Origin of the sequence: Nocardia sp. NPDC127526 (assembly GCF_042672265.1) — a bacterium.
GTDB lineage: Bacteria > Actinomycetota > Actinomycetes > Mycobacteriales > Mycobacteriaceae > Nocardia.
In genome coordinates this window covers 128,750-144,627 of record NZ_JBHXVO010000004.1, presented here as the reverse complement: position 1 = coordinate 144,627, position 15,878 = coordinate 128,750, and the positions used below count along the sequence as shown (strand labels likewise).

The 15,878-nt window shown below is 68.6% G+C and carries 19 protein-coding genes; 8 read left to right on the top strand and 11 right to left on the bottom strand.

Annotation, left to right across the window (positions count from 1 at the left end; all coding sequences use genetic code 11):
• Positions 1 to 73: 73 nt before the first annotated feature.
• The 4 genes from ACFVIV_RS09490 (at position 74) to ACFVIV_RS09475 (ending at position 3,385) form a co-directional block, all read left to right on the top strand.
• Positions 74 to 820 carry an SDR family NAD(P)-dependent oxidoreductase gene (locus ACFVIV_RS09490; protein WP_379194345.1) on the top strand — a complete coding sequence of 249 codons (747 nt, stop codon included), beginning with the start codon at positions 74 to 76 and terminating at the stop codon, positions 818 to 820.
• Positions 817 to 1,458, top strand: coding sequence for a TetR/AcrR family transcriptional regulator (locus ACFVIV_RS09485; protein ID WP_379194344.1), 642 nt, complete (start codon positions 817 to 819; stop codon positions 1,456 to 1,458). Before ACFVIV_RS09490 ends, ACFVIV_RS09485 begins: the two co-directional genes overlap by 4 nt.
• A gap of 2 nt (positions 1,459 to 1,460) precedes the next feature.
• The gene (locus ACFVIV_RS09480) at positions 1,461 to 2,750 is read left to right on the top strand and encodes an acyl-CoA dehydrogenase family protein (RefSeq protein WP_379194343.1); all 1,290 of its coding nucleotides are present in this window, start codon (positions 1,461 to 1,463) and stop codon (positions 2,748 to 2,750) included.
• 149 nt (positions 2,751 to 2,899) lie between these two features.
• Positions 2,900 to 3,385 (top strand): DM13 domain-containing protein, encoded by a 486-nt coding sequence (locus ACFVIV_RS09475; protein ID WP_379194342.1) that lies wholly within the window; start codon positions 2,900 to 2,902, stop codon positions 3,383 to 3,385.
• A gap of 33 nt (positions 3,386 to 3,418) precedes the next feature.
• Here the strand turns inward: ACFVIV_RS09475 and ACFVIV_RS09470 are convergent, their stop codons facing one another.
• On the bottom strand, positions 3,419 to 3,940 hold the full coding sequence (locus ACFVIV_RS09470; protein ID WP_379194341.1) for a pyridoxamine 5'-phosphate oxidase family protein: 522 nt from the start codon (positions 3,938 to 3,940) through the stop codon (positions 3,419 to 3,421).
• Positions 3,941 to 3,965: 25 nt separating this feature from the next.
• Positions 3,966 to 4,922: a GlxA family transcriptional regulator gene (locus ACFVIV_RS09465; RefSeq protein WP_379194932.1), complete on the bottom strand. Its 957-nt coding sequence runs from the start codon at positions 4,920 to 4,922 to the stop codon at positions 3,966 to 3,968.
• An 88-nt stretch (positions 4,923 to 5,010) separates the two neighbouring features.
• Between ACFVIV_RS09465 and ACFVIV_RS09460 the strand changes: the two genes are divergently transcribed.
• Positions 5,011 to 5,646, top strand: a complete 636-nt coding sequence (locus ACFVIV_RS09460; RefSeq protein WP_379194340.1) for an HD domain-containing protein — start codon at positions 5,011 to 5,013, stop codon at positions 5,644 to 5,646.
• Between the two features lie 6 nt (positions 5,647 to 5,652).
• Here the strand turns inward: ACFVIV_RS09460 and ACFVIV_RS09455 are convergent, their stop codons facing one another.
• Entirely contained in the window at positions 5,653 to 6,102 is a 450-nt protein-coding gene (locus tag ACFVIV_RS09455; protein ID WP_379194339.1) for a MarR family winged helix-turn-helix transcriptional regulator, read from the bottom strand.
• Positions 6,103 to 6,195: 93 nt separating this feature from the next.
• Here ACFVIV_RS09455 and ACFVIV_RS09450 point away from each other — a divergent pair, with 93 nt between their 5' ends.
• Positions 6,196 to 6,984 carry a hypothetical protein gene (locus ACFVIV_RS09450; protein WP_379194338.1) on the top strand — a complete coding sequence of 263 codons (789 nt, stop codon included), beginning with the start codon at positions 6,196 to 6,198 and terminating at the stop codon, positions 6,982 to 6,984.
• A gap of 164 nt (positions 6,985 to 7,148) precedes the next feature.
• Here ACFVIV_RS09450 and ACFVIV_RS09445 read toward each other — a convergent pair whose 3' ends face one another.
• From ACFVIV_RS09445 to ACFVIV_RS09430, 4 genes are all read right to left on the bottom strand, one after another.
• The gene (locus ACFVIV_RS09445) at positions 7,149 to 7,892 is read right to left on the bottom strand and encodes a PaaI family thioesterase (protein ID WP_379194337.1); all 744 of its coding nucleotides are present in this window, start codon (positions 7,890 to 7,892) and stop codon (positions 7,149 to 7,151) included.
• A 99-nt stretch (positions 7,893 to 7,991) separates the two neighbouring features.
• Positions 7,992 to 8,825, bottom strand: a complete 834-nt coding sequence (locus ACFVIV_RS09440) for a GNAT family N-acetyltransferase (RefSeq protein ID WP_379194336.1) — start codon at positions 8,823 to 8,825, stop codon at positions 7,992 to 7,994.
• Between the two features lie 34 nt (positions 8,826 to 8,859).
• On the bottom strand, positions 8,860 to 9,486 hold the full coding sequence (locus ACFVIV_RS09435; protein ID WP_379194335.1) for a DUF305 domain-containing protein: 627 nt from the start codon (positions 9,484 to 9,486) through the stop codon (positions 8,860 to 8,862).
• Positions 9,483 to 10,988: an LVIVD repeat-containing protein gene (locus tag ACFVIV_RS09430; RefSeq protein ID WP_379194930.1), complete on the bottom strand. Its 1,506-nt coding sequence runs from the start codon at positions 10,986 to 10,988 to the stop codon at positions 9,483 to 9,485. Before ACFVIV_RS09430 ends, ACFVIV_RS09435 begins: the two co-directional genes overlap by 4 nt.
• Positions 10,989 to 11,252: 264 nt before the next feature.
• Between ACFVIV_RS09430 and ACFVIV_RS09425 the strand changes: the two genes are divergently transcribed.
• Complete coding sequence (locus ACFVIV_RS09425) at positions 11,253 to 11,396, top strand: hypothetical protein (protein ID WP_379194334.1); 144 nt, start codon at positions 11,253 to 11,255, stop codon at positions 11,394 to 11,396.
• A 22-nt stretch (positions 11,397 to 11,418) separates the two neighbouring features.
• Complete coding sequence (locus ACFVIV_RS09420) at positions 11,419 to 12,234, top strand: NAD(P)H-binding protein (RefSeq protein ID WP_379194333.1); 816 nt, start codon at positions 11,419 to 11,421, stop codon at positions 12,232 to 12,234.
• Positions 12,235 to 12,255: 21 nt separating this feature from the next.
• Here ACFVIV_RS09420 and ACFVIV_RS09415 read toward each other — a convergent pair whose 3' ends face one another.
• The 4 genes from ACFVIV_RS09415 to ACFVIV_RS09400 are packed head-to-tail and all read right to left on the bottom strand — an operon-like array spanning position 12,256 to position 15,840.
• Complete coding sequence (locus ACFVIV_RS09415) at positions 12,256 to 12,504, bottom strand: hypothetical protein (RefSeq protein ID WP_379194332.1); 249 nt, start codon at positions 12,502 to 12,504, stop codon at positions 12,256 to 12,258.
• Positions 12,505 to 12,510: 6 nt separating this feature from the next.
• Entirely contained in the window at positions 12,511 to 13,404 is an 894-nt protein-coding gene (locus ACFVIV_RS09410; RefSeq protein WP_379194331.1) for a 3-methyladenine DNA glycosylase, read from the bottom strand.
• The gene (locus tag ACFVIV_RS09405) at positions 13,401 to 14,465 is read right to left on the bottom strand and encodes a hemolysin family protein (RefSeq protein ID WP_379194330.1); all 1,065 of its coding nucleotides are present in this window, start codon (positions 14,463 to 14,465) and stop codon (positions 13,401 to 13,403) included. The genes ACFVIV_RS09410 and ACFVIV_RS09405 overlap by 4 nt, the downstream gene beginning before the upstream one ends.
• Positions 14,458 to 15,840: a hemolysin family protein gene (locus tag ACFVIV_RS09400; RefSeq protein WP_379194329.1), complete on the bottom strand. Its 1,383-nt coding sequence runs from the start codon at positions 15,838 to 15,840 to the stop codon at positions 14,458 to 14,460. The genes ACFVIV_RS09405 and ACFVIV_RS09400 overlap by 8 nt, the downstream gene beginning before the upstream one ends.
• Positions 15,841 to 15,878: the final 38 nt, after the last annotated feature.

Below are 15,878 nucleotides of genomic sequence, written 5' to 3'. Positions count from 1 at the left end.
TGATTGTATCGCCCGGTACATTTAATGTACTGAGCGGAACATTTCCTCGATCAGACGCGCAAAGGTGCCGTTAATGGGAAAAACGTTGTCCGGCAAGGTTGTTGTGGTCACCGGCGGCAGTCGCGGGCTGGGGCGGGAAATGGTGCTGGCCTTCGCCGCTGCCGGCGCCGACGTGGTCATCGCCAGCCGCAAGATCGAGGCGTGTGCGGCCTTGGCCGCCGAGGTGCGGGACCAGACCGGGCAGCGGGCGCTGGCGGCGCAGTGCAATGTCGGGGACTGGGCGCAGTGCGGTGCGCTGGTCGAGGCCGCCTACGAGGAGTTCGGGCGGGTCGACGTGCTGGTCAACAATGCGGGGATGTCCCTGCTGTATCCGAGCCTGGACCAGGTGTCGGAGGCCATGTTCGACAAGGTGATCGCCACCAACCTCAAAGGAACATTCCGGCTGTCCGCGCTCATCGGGGCGCGGATGGCGGCGGCCGGCGGCGGCTCGATCATCAATATCTCCTCGGTGGAGGCGGTCCAGCCCGAACCCATGGCGGTGCCGTACGCGGCGGCCAAGGCGGCGGTGGAGTCGCTGACCGTCGGCCTGGCGCGCACCTATGGACCGGCCGTGCGGGTCAACACCATTCGCTGCGGGCCGTTCGATACCGATATCGCCAAGTCGTGGCCGCCGCAGGTGCGGGAGTTCATGGCCGGGCACACGGTGCTCGGCCGGATCGGGGATCCGGGCGATATCGTCGGGGCCGCACTGTTCCTGGCCTCGGAGGCCTCGGCGTTCTGCACCGGATCGACGCTGGCGATCGACGGCGGATTCCAATGACCGCCGCGAGCCCGGCACGGCGGCGCGGACGGCCACCCGCCTCGGAGGTGAATCCGGGGCAGACCCGCGAGCGGATCGTGCGCGCGGCCATGGAGTTGTTCGCGGAGAAGGGATTCCACGCCACCAGCGTGGCCGAGATCGGCGACCGGGCCGGGATCCAGCGCGGCGCGCTGTACTACCACATCGGATCCAAGGAGGAACTGCTCTTCCAGATCCGGCGCAACTACACCCAGGTCATGCTGGAGGCCGCCACGGCCGTCTCCGAGAGCGCGGACGAACCGATCGTCAAGCTGCGCAGGTTGATCCGCGACCACGTCGTGCTGATCATCCAGCATCGGCACGAGGTGACCATCGCACTGCGCGACGCCGGGGCGCTGACTCCCGAACGGGAGGCCGACCTCCAGGAACTGCGCGAGGGCATCCAGGACTGCTGGGACCGGGTTTTCGCCGCGGGCCATGCGGCCGGGCAGCTGCGCAGCAGCGATCACGTCATCACCAACAGCGTGGTGGCCATGCTGAACATGGTCAACCGCTGGTACCGCCCCGACGGCGACCGCACCCCCGAACAGATCGCCGACCTGCTCACCACCACCATTCTCGACGGCGTCGCCACGACCCCGGAACAAGTGAAAGGCTGACCATGGCTTGGGATTTCGAAACCGATCCGGAGTACCAGAAGAAACTGGACTGGGTCGCGGAGTTCGTGAAGACCGAGGTCGAACCCCTCGATCTGCTCTACCCGGAGCCCTACGACCGGAAGAACCTCGAGGTCCGGTCGCTCATGAAACCGTTGCAGGAGAAGGTGAAAGAGCAGGGTCTGTGGGCCTGCCACCTCGGACCGGAACTCGGTGGTCCCGGCTACGGTCAGCTGAAGCTGGCGCTGCTCAACGAAGTCATCGGTACGTCGAAGTGGGCTCCGCTCGTCTTCGGTTGTCAGGCCCCGGATTCCGGCAATGCCGAGATCCTCGCCCACTTCGGCACGCCGGAGCAGAAGGCGAAGTATTTGCAGCCCTTGCTCGATGGTGAGATCGGCTCCTGCTATGTCATGACCGAGCCCACCGGCGGCTCGGATCCGACGGCGTTCAAGACCCGCGCCGTGCGCGACGGCGACGACTGGATCATCAACGGCGAGAAGTGGTTCAACTCGGCCGCCGAATTCGCCAGCTTCCACATCGTCATGGTCGTCACCGATCCCGACGCCGACCCGCACCAGCGGCTGTCCATGTTCATCGTCCCCGCCGACACCCCCGGACTGGAGATCGTGCAGAACTTCACCGTCCCCGGCTTCAGCGAGAACGAAGGCCACCTCCGCTTCACCGACGTCCGCGTCCCCGCCGACGCCCTGCTCGGTGCGGAGGGTCTCGGCTTCATCGTGGCCCAGACCCGCCTCGGCGGCGGCCGCGTGCACCACGCCATGCGCACGGTCGCCATGGTGCGCAAGGCGTTCGACATGATGTGCGAGCGCGCGGTGTCGCGGCCCATGCGCAAGGGCGTGCTCGGCGGCTTCCAGATGACCCAGGAGAAGATCGCGGAAGCCTGGATCGAAATGGAGCAGTTCCGGCTGCTGGTGCTGCGCACCGCCTGGCGCATCGACAAGGAACAGGACTATCGCAAGGTCCGCCACGACATCGCCGCCATCAAGGTCGCCATGCCCAAGGTCATGCACGACATCGCCCAGCGGGCCATGCACCTGCACGGCGCGCTCGGCGTGAGCACCGACCTGCCGTTCGTGGACATGATGAACTACGCGCAGGTCATGGCCATCGCGGACGGGCCCACCGAGGTCCACAAGATCACCCTCGCCAAGGAGGTCCTCAAGACCTACGCGCCCGGCGATCCGGTCTACCCCAGCGGCTATCGCCCGGCCCTGCGCGAGCAGGCGCGGGAACTGGTGGCGCAGCGTCTGGAACACACCGTCGGCAATCTCTGACGAATCCCTGACGAGCGGCGATTCCGCCTATCGGACCGCGGCCCGGGCGCGTTGAATCGACCTGACAGGTCGAGACGACACGTGGAGGCAGAACAATGGTTTCGGCAGGCAGAATCGCACGCTCTCGCATCACCTGGGTGGTGGCAGGTGTGGCTGTCATCGCCCTGGTGGTCGGCTTGTACCTGTTCGAGCCGTGGCGCCTGTTCACCAGCACCACGGTCGAGGAGGCCGCGCCGACCATCAGCGCCCCGATGACGCCGGGCGCGGCCCCGGCACCGGAAACCCGCACGCTCTACACCGGCACCTTCATCTCCCACGAGCACGCCACCTCGGGCACGGTCGCCGTCCTCCAGCTCGGCGACGGCACCCGCGTCCTGCGCCTCGAGAACCTCGATACCAGCGACGGCCCCGACCTGCACGTCTGGCTCGCCGACGCTCCGGTCATCCCGGGCGTCGACGGCTGGCGCGTCTTCGATGACGGCGAGCACCTGGGACTCGGAAACCTCAAGGGCAACAAGGGCAGTCAGAACTACGACATCCCCGCCGAGGTCGACCTGGCCAAACTGACCAGCGTCACCATCTGGTGCGACCGCTTCAACGTGTCCTTCGGCGCGGCCGAATTGCGGGCCGCCTGAGGCAGAGCCGCGATCCGGGCTGGTCCATAACGGTCAGTCCGGCACGCGCACATACCCGCTGACCGCCATGTCCAGCCTGCGCCGCTCGGCCGGGCGCAGACCGCGCGTGGTGTCCCAGCGGGTCAGGCGCATTTCGTCGCCGTGCCACTCCACATGGCTCACGGCTTCCAGGTCCACGGCGAAGAACCGCCACGATTCCTGTGGCCGCCAGCCGCTGCGGGTCTCGATGGCCGCGGCGGTCGCCGCCCGCTGGGCGGGGTCGGCCGCCGGGCGCACCCGGCCGCGCAGCGTGCTCTCGGATTCCGGCGTCGCGGCATCGGTCACCGGCGTCCGGATCAGGATGCGCGGATCGCGGGCCAGATCCCGCGCCTTGCGCGTCTCGGCGATCACGGCCAGCATCAAGCGGCCGCGCACGAAGTGGATCTCGACGGGGCTGACCCGCGGCGTTCCGTCGCGCCGGATGGTCCCGGCCAGCCCGAATCCGAACCTGCCGAACGCCGCGCCGACCTGTGCGGCGAGATCGGGTGCCGCCCGCTCGAACTCGGCCCAGTCCATGAGTCCAGGCTAGGCGAGCAGCACTTCAGCGGGCCAGCGCGGTACGGAAGCGGGCGCGGTAGGCCGAGGGGGTGACGCCCAAGTGGCGCAGGAACACTCGGCGCAGGGATTCGTCGCTGCCGAGCCCGGAGCGGCGGGCGGCCTGGGTGGCGGTTTCGCCCGATTCCAGCAGGGCCTGCGCCGCTTCCAGGCGTACGGTCTCCACGAAGGCGGCGGGCGTGGTGCCGAGATGTTCACGGAACAAGCGGGTGAGGTGCCTGACACTCAGGGCGGAGCGGGAAGCCATGCTGGACAAGGAATGATCGGCCGCCGGGTCCGCCACGATCTGGTCGAGCAGCATCCGCAGCGGATCGTGCGGTGGGCGGGGAATCCGCGAGGCCGCCGAGAACTGGGACTGTCCGCCCGGTCGTTGCAGGAAGACCACCAGGTCACGGGCCACCTCGCGGGCGAGCTCCGCGCCCGCATCGGCTTCCACCATGGCGAGGGTGAGGTCGATGCCGGCGCTGACGCCGGCCGAGGTCAGCACCGAACCGTCGCGCACGTAGATGGAATCCGGCTCGACCGTGATTCGCGGGTAGGCGCGGGCGAGAGCGCCGGTGTGGCGCCAGTGGGTGGTGGCGCGGCGGCCGTCGAGCAGGCCGGTGGCGGCCAGGGCGAAGGCGCCGGTGCAGACCGAGGTCATGCGGGTCGCGGTCCCGGCGAGATCGGTGATGGCGTCGACGAGTTCGACCGGCGCGGGCGCGGCGGGAAGGCGGGGGGATCCCGGAACGATCACCGTGTGCACCTCGCTGAGCTCGGCGAAGGACGCGCTCGCGCCGAGCGTCGCACCCGCCGAGGTGTTCACCGCGCGTCCGGTGGGCGAGCAGACGGTCAGTTCGTAATCGGCCCCCAATGCGATTGCGGTGCTGAGTACTTCGAGCGGTGCGGCCACATCGAGCAGGCGCACTCCGTCGTAGGCCAGAACGGCGATTCTTCGATGGATCACCGCTCCGAGAATAATGGCCAGATGTGTGGGGTTCCCGTCCAGATGGACATGGCCGGTCGGTGGCCGGCACCGCGATGCTCAGTGCATGACACGCATCGCCGATATCGACATCCCCGACACCCGCCTGATTCGCGAAGCCACCGAGCTGGTGCGAGAAGCCGCCACCCCCTTGGTCTTCGACCATTCCCGCCGCGTTTTCCTCTTCGGCGCGCTGCAAGGTCGCCGCCGCGGCCTGGACTTCGATCCCGAACTGCTCTACGTCGGCGCCATGTTCCACGACCTGGGCCTGACCGGGAAGTACCGCACGGCCGATCAGCGCTTCGAGATCGACGGCGCCGACGAGGCGCGCCGATTCCTGCTGTCCCACGGCATCGCCGACACCGCCGCCGACACCGTGTGGACCGCCATCGCCCTGCACACCACACCCGAGATCCCCACCCGCATGGCCCCGGAGATCGCCCTGGTGACCGCGGGCGTCGAATACGACGTTCTCGGAATCGGATTCGACGACCTGTCGGCCGCGGCCCGCGAGGCGGTCGTCGCGGCTCATCCGCGCCCCGATTTCAAGCGCCGCATTCTGGCGGCCTTCACCGACGGCATCGCCCATCGCCCCGCCACCACCTTCGGCAATGTGAAAGCCGATGTGCTGGAGCGTTTCTCGCCCGGCTACGTGCGGCCCAACTTCGTCGATGTGATCGAGGGGTCCGCCTGGCCCGAGTGAATCCGGCTAGTCGCCCAGCTCGGCATCGAATCCCCGCTCGACGCGGTTCAGGAAATCGCTGATGACGGCGAGTTCCTGAACCGTGTAGCCGTCGAGCGATCGTCGCCAGCCGCCGATCAGCGGGCCGAAGATCGGGGCGATATCGCCGCGGGCCCGATCGAGCGCGATGTGCACCAGCACCCGGCGTCGATCGTGTTCGTCGCGCACCCGCGTCACGAATCCGGCCTTCTCCAGGCGATCGATGAGCGCGGTCATGGACGCGGTGGTCATGCCGATGAGCTTGGCCAGTTCACTCGAGGTGCGCGGGCCGTATTGCAGCAGCTGCAAGCACTGCATATCCGTCGCATTGATCCCCAGTCGCGCGGCCGCGGTCTGGTTCATCCGCATACCGCGTTCGACGGTGCGCCCGATCCCGGCCAGCACGGCATCGACCAAAGCGCCCTTGTCCGTTGACATTCCACTAACCTCTCGGCATCCTGATTACTAGGTTTTCTAGTTATATAGTGAACCTGGCCTCTAGATTATCTAGTCGAAGGATGGCGGTCAGCCATGTTCCGAACACTCCTGCCACTTCTCCTCCTCACCACCATTGCCGCGACGCCCTTCGCGCCGCCCGCTGCCGCGAGTCCGGCCGCCGCCTACGAGGGCCGCTGGAACTACGACTATCCCGACAGCGCGACGAAGATCAATATGGCGGCCCTGAGCCTCGCCGAGGGGGCCGAAGGCCCGCAGATCGGCGATATCGTTTTCACCGCAACCGATTCCGAGCATGTCACCGGCCGCACCGACGTCGGCTGCACCTGGCAGTTCCGGGTCACCGGCGACGCCCTGACTCTCGATCCGCCCGGCCAGACCTGCCACAACCCGGTCCTGGGCGCCTTCTACACCATGCGCGAATGGACCGTGCGCGTCGACGGCGACCGCGAAACCGAGTCCCTCACCGCCACCAGTCATCACGCCGACCGCGACTACGAGTTCACCCTTGCCCACGGGGCCCGCACCCGCGTCCCCGAATTCGATCCGGCCGCCGCCGCACCCTTCGCGGGCGCGTGGCAGTACGGCTCCCCGCCTGCGAAAGCCGGTGCGACCGTGACGCTCACGGGGAATTACGCCAACCGCCTCACGGCCGTCACCGACGACGGCTGCCACTGGACCCTGCTGGCCCGCGGCAACACCGCCAAGCTCGACCCGCCCGCCCAAACCTGCACCCGAGGCGATTCCACTGTGACACTGCGCTTCTGGACCATCGCCACCCAGGGCGACCGGCAGCTGATCTTGATGACCGGCACCGACACCACCGGCGATTTCGTCGTCAGCGGTGATTTGACCCGCCACTGACACCGCGGCCCCGACTGTTGGGCGGTGGGCAGAAGTCCCGCCCGTCATCCCGGCGTGCCTTTGGCCGGGATCTCGCGCAGTGGGCGTGGATTCCGGCCAAAGACGCGCCGGAATGACGAGGAGAACTTGCGCCGGAATGACGAGGGGAACTTTCGACCAGGAGCTCAGGCGCCCTTCGGTTCGATCCAGAGCGCCTCTGCGAGCGCGCAGAGCTCACCGTCGGCGGTGGAAAGTGCCACGCCGACGGTGTGCTTGCGGCCGTCGCGGTGGATCGCCCAGGCATGTGAGATGTGTTCGGCTCCGGCGAGTACCGGGCGGAGCTGGGTAGCGGTCAGAGCGGCGGTGAACGCGCCCTGACCCATATCGGATTGGACCCACGCAGCGATACCACCGGGGCAATCCAGGGCGGACCAGACCACTTCGGCGGGGAGTTCGCCATTGGCATCGGCGAGATTCGGGTCCGGAGTCCAGGCGGCGGCGATCAGGTCGTGATCGGGGGTGGACCACGGGAACAGGCGCAGGCCGCGGCCGGGCGGGCAGGCGATACCGCAGCCGTAGCAGTCGGTGACCTGGCGTTTGGGGGAGGTGAGGGCGGTTTCGGTGGCGGTTTTCGCCACCGACCAGGACGGAGCCGGGGGCGGGGTGATGGCGAGAGTCGACGGACTCGCCTCCACCAGGACGCTGCCATCCGGCGCGGCCAGAGCGACGCGGTCGCCACCGGATTCGATGAGGTGCACCGGCTTGCCGACGTGCAGGGCGCGACGGAAATCCACGCGCACGGTGTCGGCCGGACTGTGTGCGGCGAGCAGTCCGGCCACATAGCCGCCGAAGGCGATATCCGGATAGCCGTGAATATGGTCCGGAATGGTGAGCTGCTGCGCCTCGGTCATGTGATGGGCCTCGGTCATGCGTGGATCAACCTCTCCCGGCCGCGGTGGCACGTCGAACAAGATTGACGATACCCAGCGGCTCGGCGGGGGTGCGAGCGGGTTTGCGGCGGTCGGCGCTCAGCACATCTCGCGAATGGCGAAGTCGGCGACGGGACGGAATCCCAAGCGCTGGTAGAGCGCATTGCTGGTGGGATTGGCCAGGTCGGCGAACAGCACGACCTCCCGTGCGCCCAGCTGCCGGGCGCGCTGGGCGATGGCCGCGGTGGCCGCGCCGCCGTAGCCGCGTCCGCGCCGGGCGGGCGGGGTGTAGACCGGAGCAATGCGGGCGACGCCGTGGAACGGCAGCCAGCAGCAGGCGACCGCGGCCGGCCCGCCGTCCTCCCAGAGGACGGCGGTGCCGAGTTCGATACGGGTCGTGGCGGACCGGTGCTGGTCGGCGGGCGGGCCGCCGGTCTCGGCCTGGAATGCGGTGAACCACCGGGCGATCAGGTCGGTGTCGGCGAGCCCGGCCCGCCGGGCCGCACCGGACGGGGGCGGCTCGGGGGCGATGAGCTCGCCCAGGCGATACAGGCGCATGCCGGTGGCGGCCTTGGTGTTTCGCCCGTGCGCGGCGGTCCACGCGTCGGTGAACAGGTGCGCGGTCGCCGCTTCGGCATTCACCTCGCCGACCTCGTGGTCGCCTTCGGCCAGCACCCGGACCAGCTCGGCGGCCGCGGGCTCCCGGACCCCGTAGAGCCCGAGCGGCCAGGGCGGGGTGTGGATGAATGCGGCGGTGACGGTGCCGGTTTCATCGGTCCACCAACCGAACAGCGTGGCGTCGTAGCTCGCGCGCCCGGCCACGAGATTGGCGACGACCGAGAGCGGAATGGTGTGGCGGATCGGATCGGCCGCCAGGTACGCGCCCGCGGCGCGATCGAAAGCCGCCGGGTCCTCGGTCACGGTCCACGACATGGTTCCTCCCAGGGGTGATCGAACCAATGTCAGGCTACGACAACGGTTGTGCTCCCCGTTCGGCGAGCAGCAGGGTCATCAGCCCGGCCTCCTGGGACTGGGAAGTGATCATCGCGCGCGCCGTCTCCTTGACCGGGCCCGCGGTAATGAGCTCGTCGGCGGATTCGGCCATGGTGACGCCGCCCGCGTGGTGGCGCAGCATGAGCTGGAGGAACACGGTTTCGGCGTCCGCGCCGCGGGCGGCGGAGAGCGCGTCGAGTTCGGCGAGGGTGGCCATGCCGGGCATGGTCGCCGAATCGCCGTGGGCCGCATGATCTTCGCCGTGCATCCAGGACATGGGATTCGGGTTGGTGGGGGAGGCGTTGGCCAGGCGCAACCAGCCGCTGAGCGTGCCGATTTCGGTGCGCTGGGTATCGGCGATCTGGGTGGCGAGGCGGCGGATGCCCGCATCGGCCGCCGGATCCAGGCGTTGCACCATGAACAGCGCCTGCTGGTGGTGCAGCGACATGTCCTGGATGAACCCGATCTCGGTGGGGCTCAGAACCGGTGGTGCGGACTGGTTTTCGGGGACGAGCAGGGGCCGCAGCAGGAAGCCCGCGACGACCGCGAGCAGGGTGACTGCGGTCAGGGCGGCGGCGCGGGTCCAGCGGGCGGCCGTCATGAGCCCACCACGGAGCGTTGGTCGGCCGGTGGAGTGTAGACCTCATCGGACAGCTGCAGCACCATGAAACCGTTGTCGTTGCAGCTGGTCCACAGCTGGTCGCCGTGCCATTCCGGCGGCGAGAAGCACCAGTCGGTGGACAGGTCGCCGAAGGCGATCATGCCGCTGCGCGCCGAAAGTGCCTGGGCCGGATCGAATTTGCCCTCCAGGATGGCGCGCGCGACCGAGGGGAACTCCATACCGGGAATGCCGATGATGGAGGCCAGGGCGTGCGGGGAATTCCAGAGTTCGAGATTGCGGCCGGTGCGGGCGGGCGGATTGAAGTAGGCGACCTCGCGAATGGCGGAGGGGTCGCGCACATCGAAGACGCGGATACCGGATTCCTGCCAGGCGCAGGCCAGCGCGGTGGGATTGTCCGGGCGGTCCGCGGCGCAGTAGTGCGCGTCGTAGGAGAAGATCGAGCCGCCCATGGCCGAGGCGAGCGCCGCGTCCTGGTTCTCGACCAGGTTGATCTCCAGCTTGATCTTGGCCGTCACCCGCGGATTGCCGTCCTCGGAGACGTCGACGAGCTTCACTCCGCCCGCGCCGCCCTCGTCGGCGGTGAACAGGTACGGCTGCCCGTCATAGGTGACCGGAATGCTGTGCTGGGTCGCCCAGCCGTCGGTCCAGAACACCCGGCCCAGGTGCGGCACTTGCGGATTCGGATCCCGCCGCTGCACCGCGCTGATATCGAGCACGGTGAACCCGCCCAGCGCCGACAGGTACATCCGGTTGCCGTCCGGGCTGATCCCGAACCCGTGCGCCTCGATCCCGGTGAGCCCCTGCCAGATCACGTGCGGATCGGCCGGATCGGTGAGATCGACCGCGCTCACGAAGCCCGGTGCGATACCGGAGGCCCAATAGGTCCGCCCGTCCGGCGAGAACCCGCCCTCATGGGTCGTGATCGGCAGCGGCATGAGCAGATTCGATCCGGGCCCCGGATTCAGCAGCCGTGGATGCGCGCAATCGGAGATGTCGTAGACCGAGAGATATCCCGCGCCCTCGCCGAGCGGAACGCCGGTGCCCACCAGCAGTTTTCGCTCGGCATTGACCTTCAGTGACTCCCACGTCCCCGCCAGCATGGCCGGTTCGGTCAGCGTCGCCGTCAGCACCGGATTCGCCGGATCGGAGACATCGAGGACCTGCACGCCCTGCGCGGGCCCGAGCAGATTGCCCGGGAACAGCGACCCGGTGTAGGAGCAGTGCTCGAAGCTGGCGGAGGTGATTCCCGCGCCCTTGCCGACATACCCGCCGACGAAGGACAGATTGCACCGATATCCCTGCGTACTGCGTCCGCTATTGCGATCCGCGGCCGGAACATCGCCCTGCAGACCGGTTTCCGGCAGCGCGTCCGCCCCGCACTCCGCCCGCGGCACCGCCGTGCGCCCGACATCGAAGAACTGCTGCACGTCCTCGGCGAACTCGGACTGGAAATCCGCCGTCGCCCCGCCCATCGGCAGCATGGCCGCCGTCAGCAGCGCACTGACCAACACGATCCCCGGCTTCGACCGCCGCGCATTCGCGAACCGCCACATTGCGGTACCCCCGTTTCAACGAGCCACTACATCCGTGACCGGCGGCACAGCACAAGTGCACGGTGTGGCCCCGGTAACGTCTGGGACGGTAATAGAAAAACTGACCGCTCGGTAGGGTTGGTGGGAATCTCGTCCGAATCCGGCAATGCCGCGAGGAGCGCCCGGAGCCGGCGACCGGGGCAGCCGGGCAGCATGGCGCATCGTTTCCACGCCGGACTGGCGGGGCCGAAGGATATCTTCTGGACCGCGGGCACCCGGTTCGATTTCTACGACCAGGAGCCCTGGGGCACCATTGTGGCGGATACCGTCGCCGCCCACTTCGGCCGGACCCTGTGAACCCGTGAAAGGAACTCGCGCAATGATTCTCGTGACTGGAGCGACCGGCAATGTCGGTGCGGAAGTGGTGCGGGCGCTGGCCGCGGACGGAGCGCCGGTGCGGGCACTGGTGCGCGATCCCGGGCGCGCGGTCGTGCCCGAAGGCGCGGAAGCCGTGGCGGGCGATCTCACCTCGCCCGAGGCGCTGGATTTCGCGGGCGTGCGCGCGCTGTTCCTGCTGCCCGGCTATCCGGGCGTCGCGCAGGCGGCCGCGAAGGCCGGCGTCGAGCACATCGTCCAGCTCTCGGGGGTGTCGGCCGGCACCGGCGACACCGCCAATGCCATCACCGCCTACATGATGGCCGCCGAAGCAGCGGCCATCGACAGCGGTGCGGCCTGGACCATCCTGCGCCCCTGCGCTTTCGCGTCCAATGCCCTGCGCTGGCTGCCGCAACTGCGGGCCGGGGACGTGGTCCGCGCCCCGTTCCCCGAGGTCCGGAACGCGGTCCTGGATCCGCGGGACCTCGGCGCGGTGGCCGCCGCCGTCCTGCGCGCGGACAGCCATCACGGCGAAATCCTGTGGCCCACCGGTCCGGAGCCGCTCACCGCCGCCGATCAGGTGGCCATTCTCGCCGTGACCACCGGCCGCGATCTCACCTGCGAAGGTCTTTCCACCGAGGAGGCGCGCGCCCAACTGCTGGAAACCACCCCCGTCGAGTACGTGAGCGCCTTCCTCGACTTCTATGTCAACGGGTCCATCGACGAATCCATCGTCCGGCCCACGGTGGCGGAGATCCTGGGCCGCGCTCCGCGCACCTTCAGCGAATGGGCCACGGCGCACGCCGACGCCTTCCGCTGAGCCGCGCAGGTCGGCCGAGTGCTACTGCGCGTCGACGGCGAGCATGCCGAATCGGCTGACCTGCGCGTGGAATGCGCCGTCGGCGCTGGTGATCACGACCTCGGTCGGGTTGGTCAGGGCAATGCAGCAGTAATTGTCGCGATCCTGCTGCACGCTGATGGAGAGCAGGCGCCGCTTGTTGAGCACCTGCCACTCCTCCATGCATTCGTAGAGCCCGCGCATGGACGGATTCTCGAAATAGACCAAGTTGTGCTTATTGGTTTCCGACATGTCCAATCATGGACCGGGCGTGGCCGCCACGGCCAGGAGTTCCCGGCATGCCTCGGCGAGTCGGGTGCGCAGGGCCGTGGCGCGGGCGGCGATATCGGATTGGGCGCGGACGTATTCGGCGCGGCCCGAGGGCGTTTCGATGCGGATCGGGTCGTAGCCGTACTCGGCGAGATCGTACGGGCTGGCCTTCATGTCGAGCTCACGGGCCGCGCAGGCCAGCTCGAAACAGTCGAAGAGCAGATCGGAGCCGATCAGCGGGGTGAGCTTGAAGCCCCACTTGTAGATGTCCATATTCGCGTGCAGGCAGCCGGGCTGTTCGCGATGGATCTGGTCCGCGCGGGTGAGCGGTTCGATATTGAGGGGGACGGCTTCGGGTGTGAAGAACCGGAAGGCGTCGAAATGGGTGCAGCGCAATTGCATCGACTCGACCACCGCATCGGTGCCCGCGTGGCCCAGCCGCAGCGGAACCTGCTGATGGCGCACCTCGTCGCTGCGGTAGACCATGGCCCACTCGTGCAGTCCGAAGCAGGACAGCTGGGTGGGCCGGGCGGCGGTGGCCGTCAGCAGGTCCGTCACGAATTCGAGGGTGCCGCGGCGCTTGGCCAGGAAGGCCGGATCCGCGGTCCAGGCCGGGGCGTCGCCCGGAACCCGGTGGTAGCCGCGGGATTCGGCGTACTCGGCGGCCCCGGCCAGGGCCACGCCCCAGCCGGGATGCCACTTCTTGAGCTGCGCCGGCTTGTGGCCGTAATAGGTGAACAGGAAGTCGATCACCGGATGCTTGGACCCGTCGGCCCGCGCCCGCAGGTACGGGCCGACCAGGTCGTCCACCTTGGCGCGATGGGTCGCGGCCCGCTCGCGCCATTCGGTTTCCGGCAGCAGCCGCGATGCGTGCCCGATCATTCGGCGATGCGGTGGGTGGCGTCGCGGACGGTGCCGACGAATTCCTCCACCAGGTCCTCGAGGGCGACGATGCCGACGGTATTGCCGCGACTGTCGACCGCGCGGCCGAGGTGGGAGTTGGTGCGGCGCAGGCGGGCCAGGGCCTCGAACAGGGTGGTGCCCATGCTCACCGTCGGCAGCGGGCGGATATCGGTGCGGGGGATCGGGGTCGCCGGGCCCGCCTCGTCATCGGCCACCAGGTCCAGGACATCCTTGACGTGCAGATAGCCCACCAGGGAGCCGTCGGCCGCGCGCACCGGGTAGCGGGAGAATCCCGTTTCGGCGACGGCGGTTTCGATATCGCCGAGGGTGGTGCCGTCGCCGCGCAGCGGCACCGACCGGGTCTTGGCCAGCGGCACCATGACATCGGCGACAATGCGGTCACTGGAGCCCAGCGCCTGGGTGAGGCGGCGGTGCTCCTCCTCGTCGAGCAGGCCCTCGGAATGGGATTCGCCGAACATCTCGGCCAGCTCCACCGAGGAGACCGTGGCGTCCAGCTCGTCCTTGGGCTCGATGCGCAGCGCCCGCAGCGTCAGATTCGCCGCCAGGTTGTAGACGGCGATCAGCGGCCGCGCCACCCGCAGGAACATCAGATGCGCCGGAACCAGCAGCAGCGCAGCGCGTTCCGGACCGGCCAGGGCGATGTTCTTCGGAATCATCTCGCCGAGCAGGATGTGCAGCACCACCACGATGGTCAGGGCCAGCGCGAACGAGATCGGGTGCAGCAGTTGCTCGGGCACGCCGAGCAGATCGAACGGCGTCTCCAGCAGATGCGCCACCGCCGGTTCGCCGACGCGGCCCAGCAGAATCGAGCAGATGGTGATGCCCAGCTGTGCGGCGGCCAGCATCATGGACAGGTTCTGCCCGGCCTCGATCACCGTATGGGCGGCGCGCTTGCCTTGTGCGGCAAGGGCTTCCAGCCGGTCGCGGCGGGCGGAGATGAGCGCGAACTCGGCGGCCACGAAGAAGGCGTTGCCGAGCAGCAGCAGCACGGTGAGGCCGATGGCCCACAGGTCACCCATGGTCGTGCTCCCAGCTCGCCAGGACCTCGGCGGTCACCGGGCGCAACAGCACCCGGTCGATGCGGCGGCCGTCCATGCGTTCCACCTTCGCGATCCAGCCGCCGTCGGTGTGCGGTTCGAAACCATTGTGGTGACCGCTGCCCGGATGCGGCAGCAGCACCTCGTCACCGGTCTCGGGGATGCGGCCCAGCCGGGTCAGCACCAGGCCGCCGAGGGTTTCGTATTCGCCCTCGGGGGCGTCGTATCCGGTGGTGCGGGAGACCTCGTCGATGCGCAGCAGCCCGGAGCAGTCCCAGCCCGCGGCCGTGCGGCGCACATCGAGTTCCTCTTCGTCGTGCTCGTCGCGGACGTCGCCGAGAATCTCCTCGATGATGTCCTCCATGGTGACCAGGCCCGCGGTGCCGCCGTATTCGTCGACGACCAGCGCCACCTGCATGCCGTCGGCGCGCACGCGCTCGAGCACCTCGTCGCCGTCCAGGCTGGCGGGCACGATCGGCACCGGCTGCGCGATGGACGACAGCTTCACCGTGCGGCGCGCCTTGATCGGATGCAGGAAGGTCTGCTTGATGTGCACCACGCCCAGGGTGTTGTCGAGATCGCCGTCGATGACCGGGAACCGGGAGTACCCGGTGCGGCCCGCGGCCTCGATGAGATCGGCGAGAGTGTCGTCCTTGTCGAGGGATTCGATCTTCACGCGCGGGGTCATGAGTTCCTCGGCGCTGCGCTCACCGAACTGCAGCGACCGGTCCACCACCTGCGCGGTGCGCTGATCGAGCGCGCCGTGCAGCGCGGAAGTCCGCACCAGCGAACCCAATTCCTGCGGCGAGCGCGCCGAGCGCAGTTCCTCGGCCGGTTCGATGCCGATCCGGCGCACGGCCCAGTTCGCGGTGCCATTGAGGAAATTGATCATCCAGCGGAAGACGGTGGAGAACCAGATCATCGGCCCCGCGGTGGTGCGCGCGGTGGACAGCGGCGCGGCGATGGCGATGTTCTTGGGTACCAGCTCGCCGTAGATCATGGACAGCGAGGTGGCCAGGATCAGCGCCAGGGCCAGCGAAATGCCGTGTGCGGCAGCGCTGCCCACGCCGAGGGCGGTGAACGCCGGCTCCAGCAGCCGGGCCAGCACCGGCTCGGCGATATAGCCGGTGATCAGCGTGGTGATGGTGATGCCCAGCTGTGCGCCGGAGAGCTGGAACGAGAGTGTGCGATGCGCCTGGCGCACCTGCCGGGCGCGGCGATCGCCCTCGCGGGCGTGGGCCTCGACGGTGCTGCGTTCCAGGGCCGTGAGCGAGAATTCCGCCGCGACGAAGAGCGCGGTTCCGGCGGTGAGAGCGATGAAGCCGAGCAGGCTGAGAACGGTGAACACGACCGACACGATCAGCACCGCCCGGTCGCGTGTAGTGCTGGGAGAAC

Bases quoted from the DNA above. Each gene is read 5' to 3' on its own strand.
- ACFVIV_RS09470 (WP_379194341.1), bottom strand. From the start codon at position 3,940: ATGGACTGGGCCGAGTTCGAGCGGGCGGCACCCGATCTCGCCGCACAG.
- ACFVIV_RS09490 (WP_379194345.1), top strand. From the start codon at position 74: ATGGGAAAAACGTTGTCCGGCAAGGTTGTTGTGGTCACCGGCGGCAGT.
- ACFVIV_RS09430 (WP_379194930.1), bottom strand. From the start codon at position 10,988: ATGCTGCCGATGGGCGGGGCGACGGCGGATTTCCAGTCCGAGTTCGCC.
- ACFVIV_RS09455 (WP_379194339.1), bottom strand. From the start codon at position 6,102: ATGTCAACGGACAAGGGCGCTTTGGTCGATGCCGTGCTGGCCGGGATC.
- ACFVIV_RS09445 (WP_379194337.1), bottom strand. From the start codon at position 7,892: ATGACCGAGGCCCATCACATGACCGAGGCGCAGCAGCTCACCATTCCG.
- ACFVIV_RS09460 (WP_379194340.1), top strand. From the start codon at position 5,011: ATGACACGCATCGCCGATATCGACATCCCCGACACCCGCCTGATTCGC.
- ACFVIV_RS09425 (WP_379194334.1), top strand. From the start codon at position 11,253: ATGGCGCATCGTTTCCACGCCGGACTGGCGGGGCCGAAGGATATCTTC.
- ACFVIV_RS09410 (WP_379194331.1), bottom strand. From the start codon at position 13,404: ATGATCGGGCACGCATCGCGGCTGCTGCCGGAAACCGAATGGCGCGAG.
- ACFVIV_RS09435 (WP_379194335.1), bottom strand. From the start codon at position 9,486: ATGACGGCCGCCCGCTGGACCCGCGCCGCCGCCCTGACCGCAGTCACC.
- ACFVIV_RS09405 (WP_379194330.1), bottom strand. From the start codon at position 14,465: ATGGGTGACCTGTGGGCCATCGGCCTCACCGTGCTGCTGCTGCTCGGC.
- ACFVIV_RS09415 (WP_379194332.1), bottom strand. From the start codon at position 12,504: ATGTCGGAAACCAATAAGCACAACTTGGTCTATTTCGAGAATCCGTCC.
- ACFVIV_RS09440 (WP_379194336.1), bottom strand. From the start codon at position 8,825: ATGTCGTGGACCGTGACCGAGGACCCGGCGGCTTTCGATCGCGCCGCG.
- ACFVIV_RS09485 (WP_379194344.1), top strand. From the start codon at position 817: ATGACCGCCGCGAGCCCGGCACGGCGGCGCGGACGGCCACCCGCCTCG.
- ACFVIV_RS09480 (WP_379194343.1), top strand. From the start codon at position 1,461: ATGGCTTGGGATTTCGAAACCGATCCGGAGTACCAGAAGAAACTGGAC.
- ACFVIV_RS09450 (WP_379194338.1), top strand. From the start codon at position 6,196: ATGTTCCGAACACTCCTGCCACTTCTCCTCCTCACCACCATTGCCGCG.
- ACFVIV_RS09420 (WP_379194333.1), top strand. From the start codon at position 11,419: ATGATTCTCGTGACTGGAGCGACCGGCAATGTCGGTGCGGAAGTGGTG.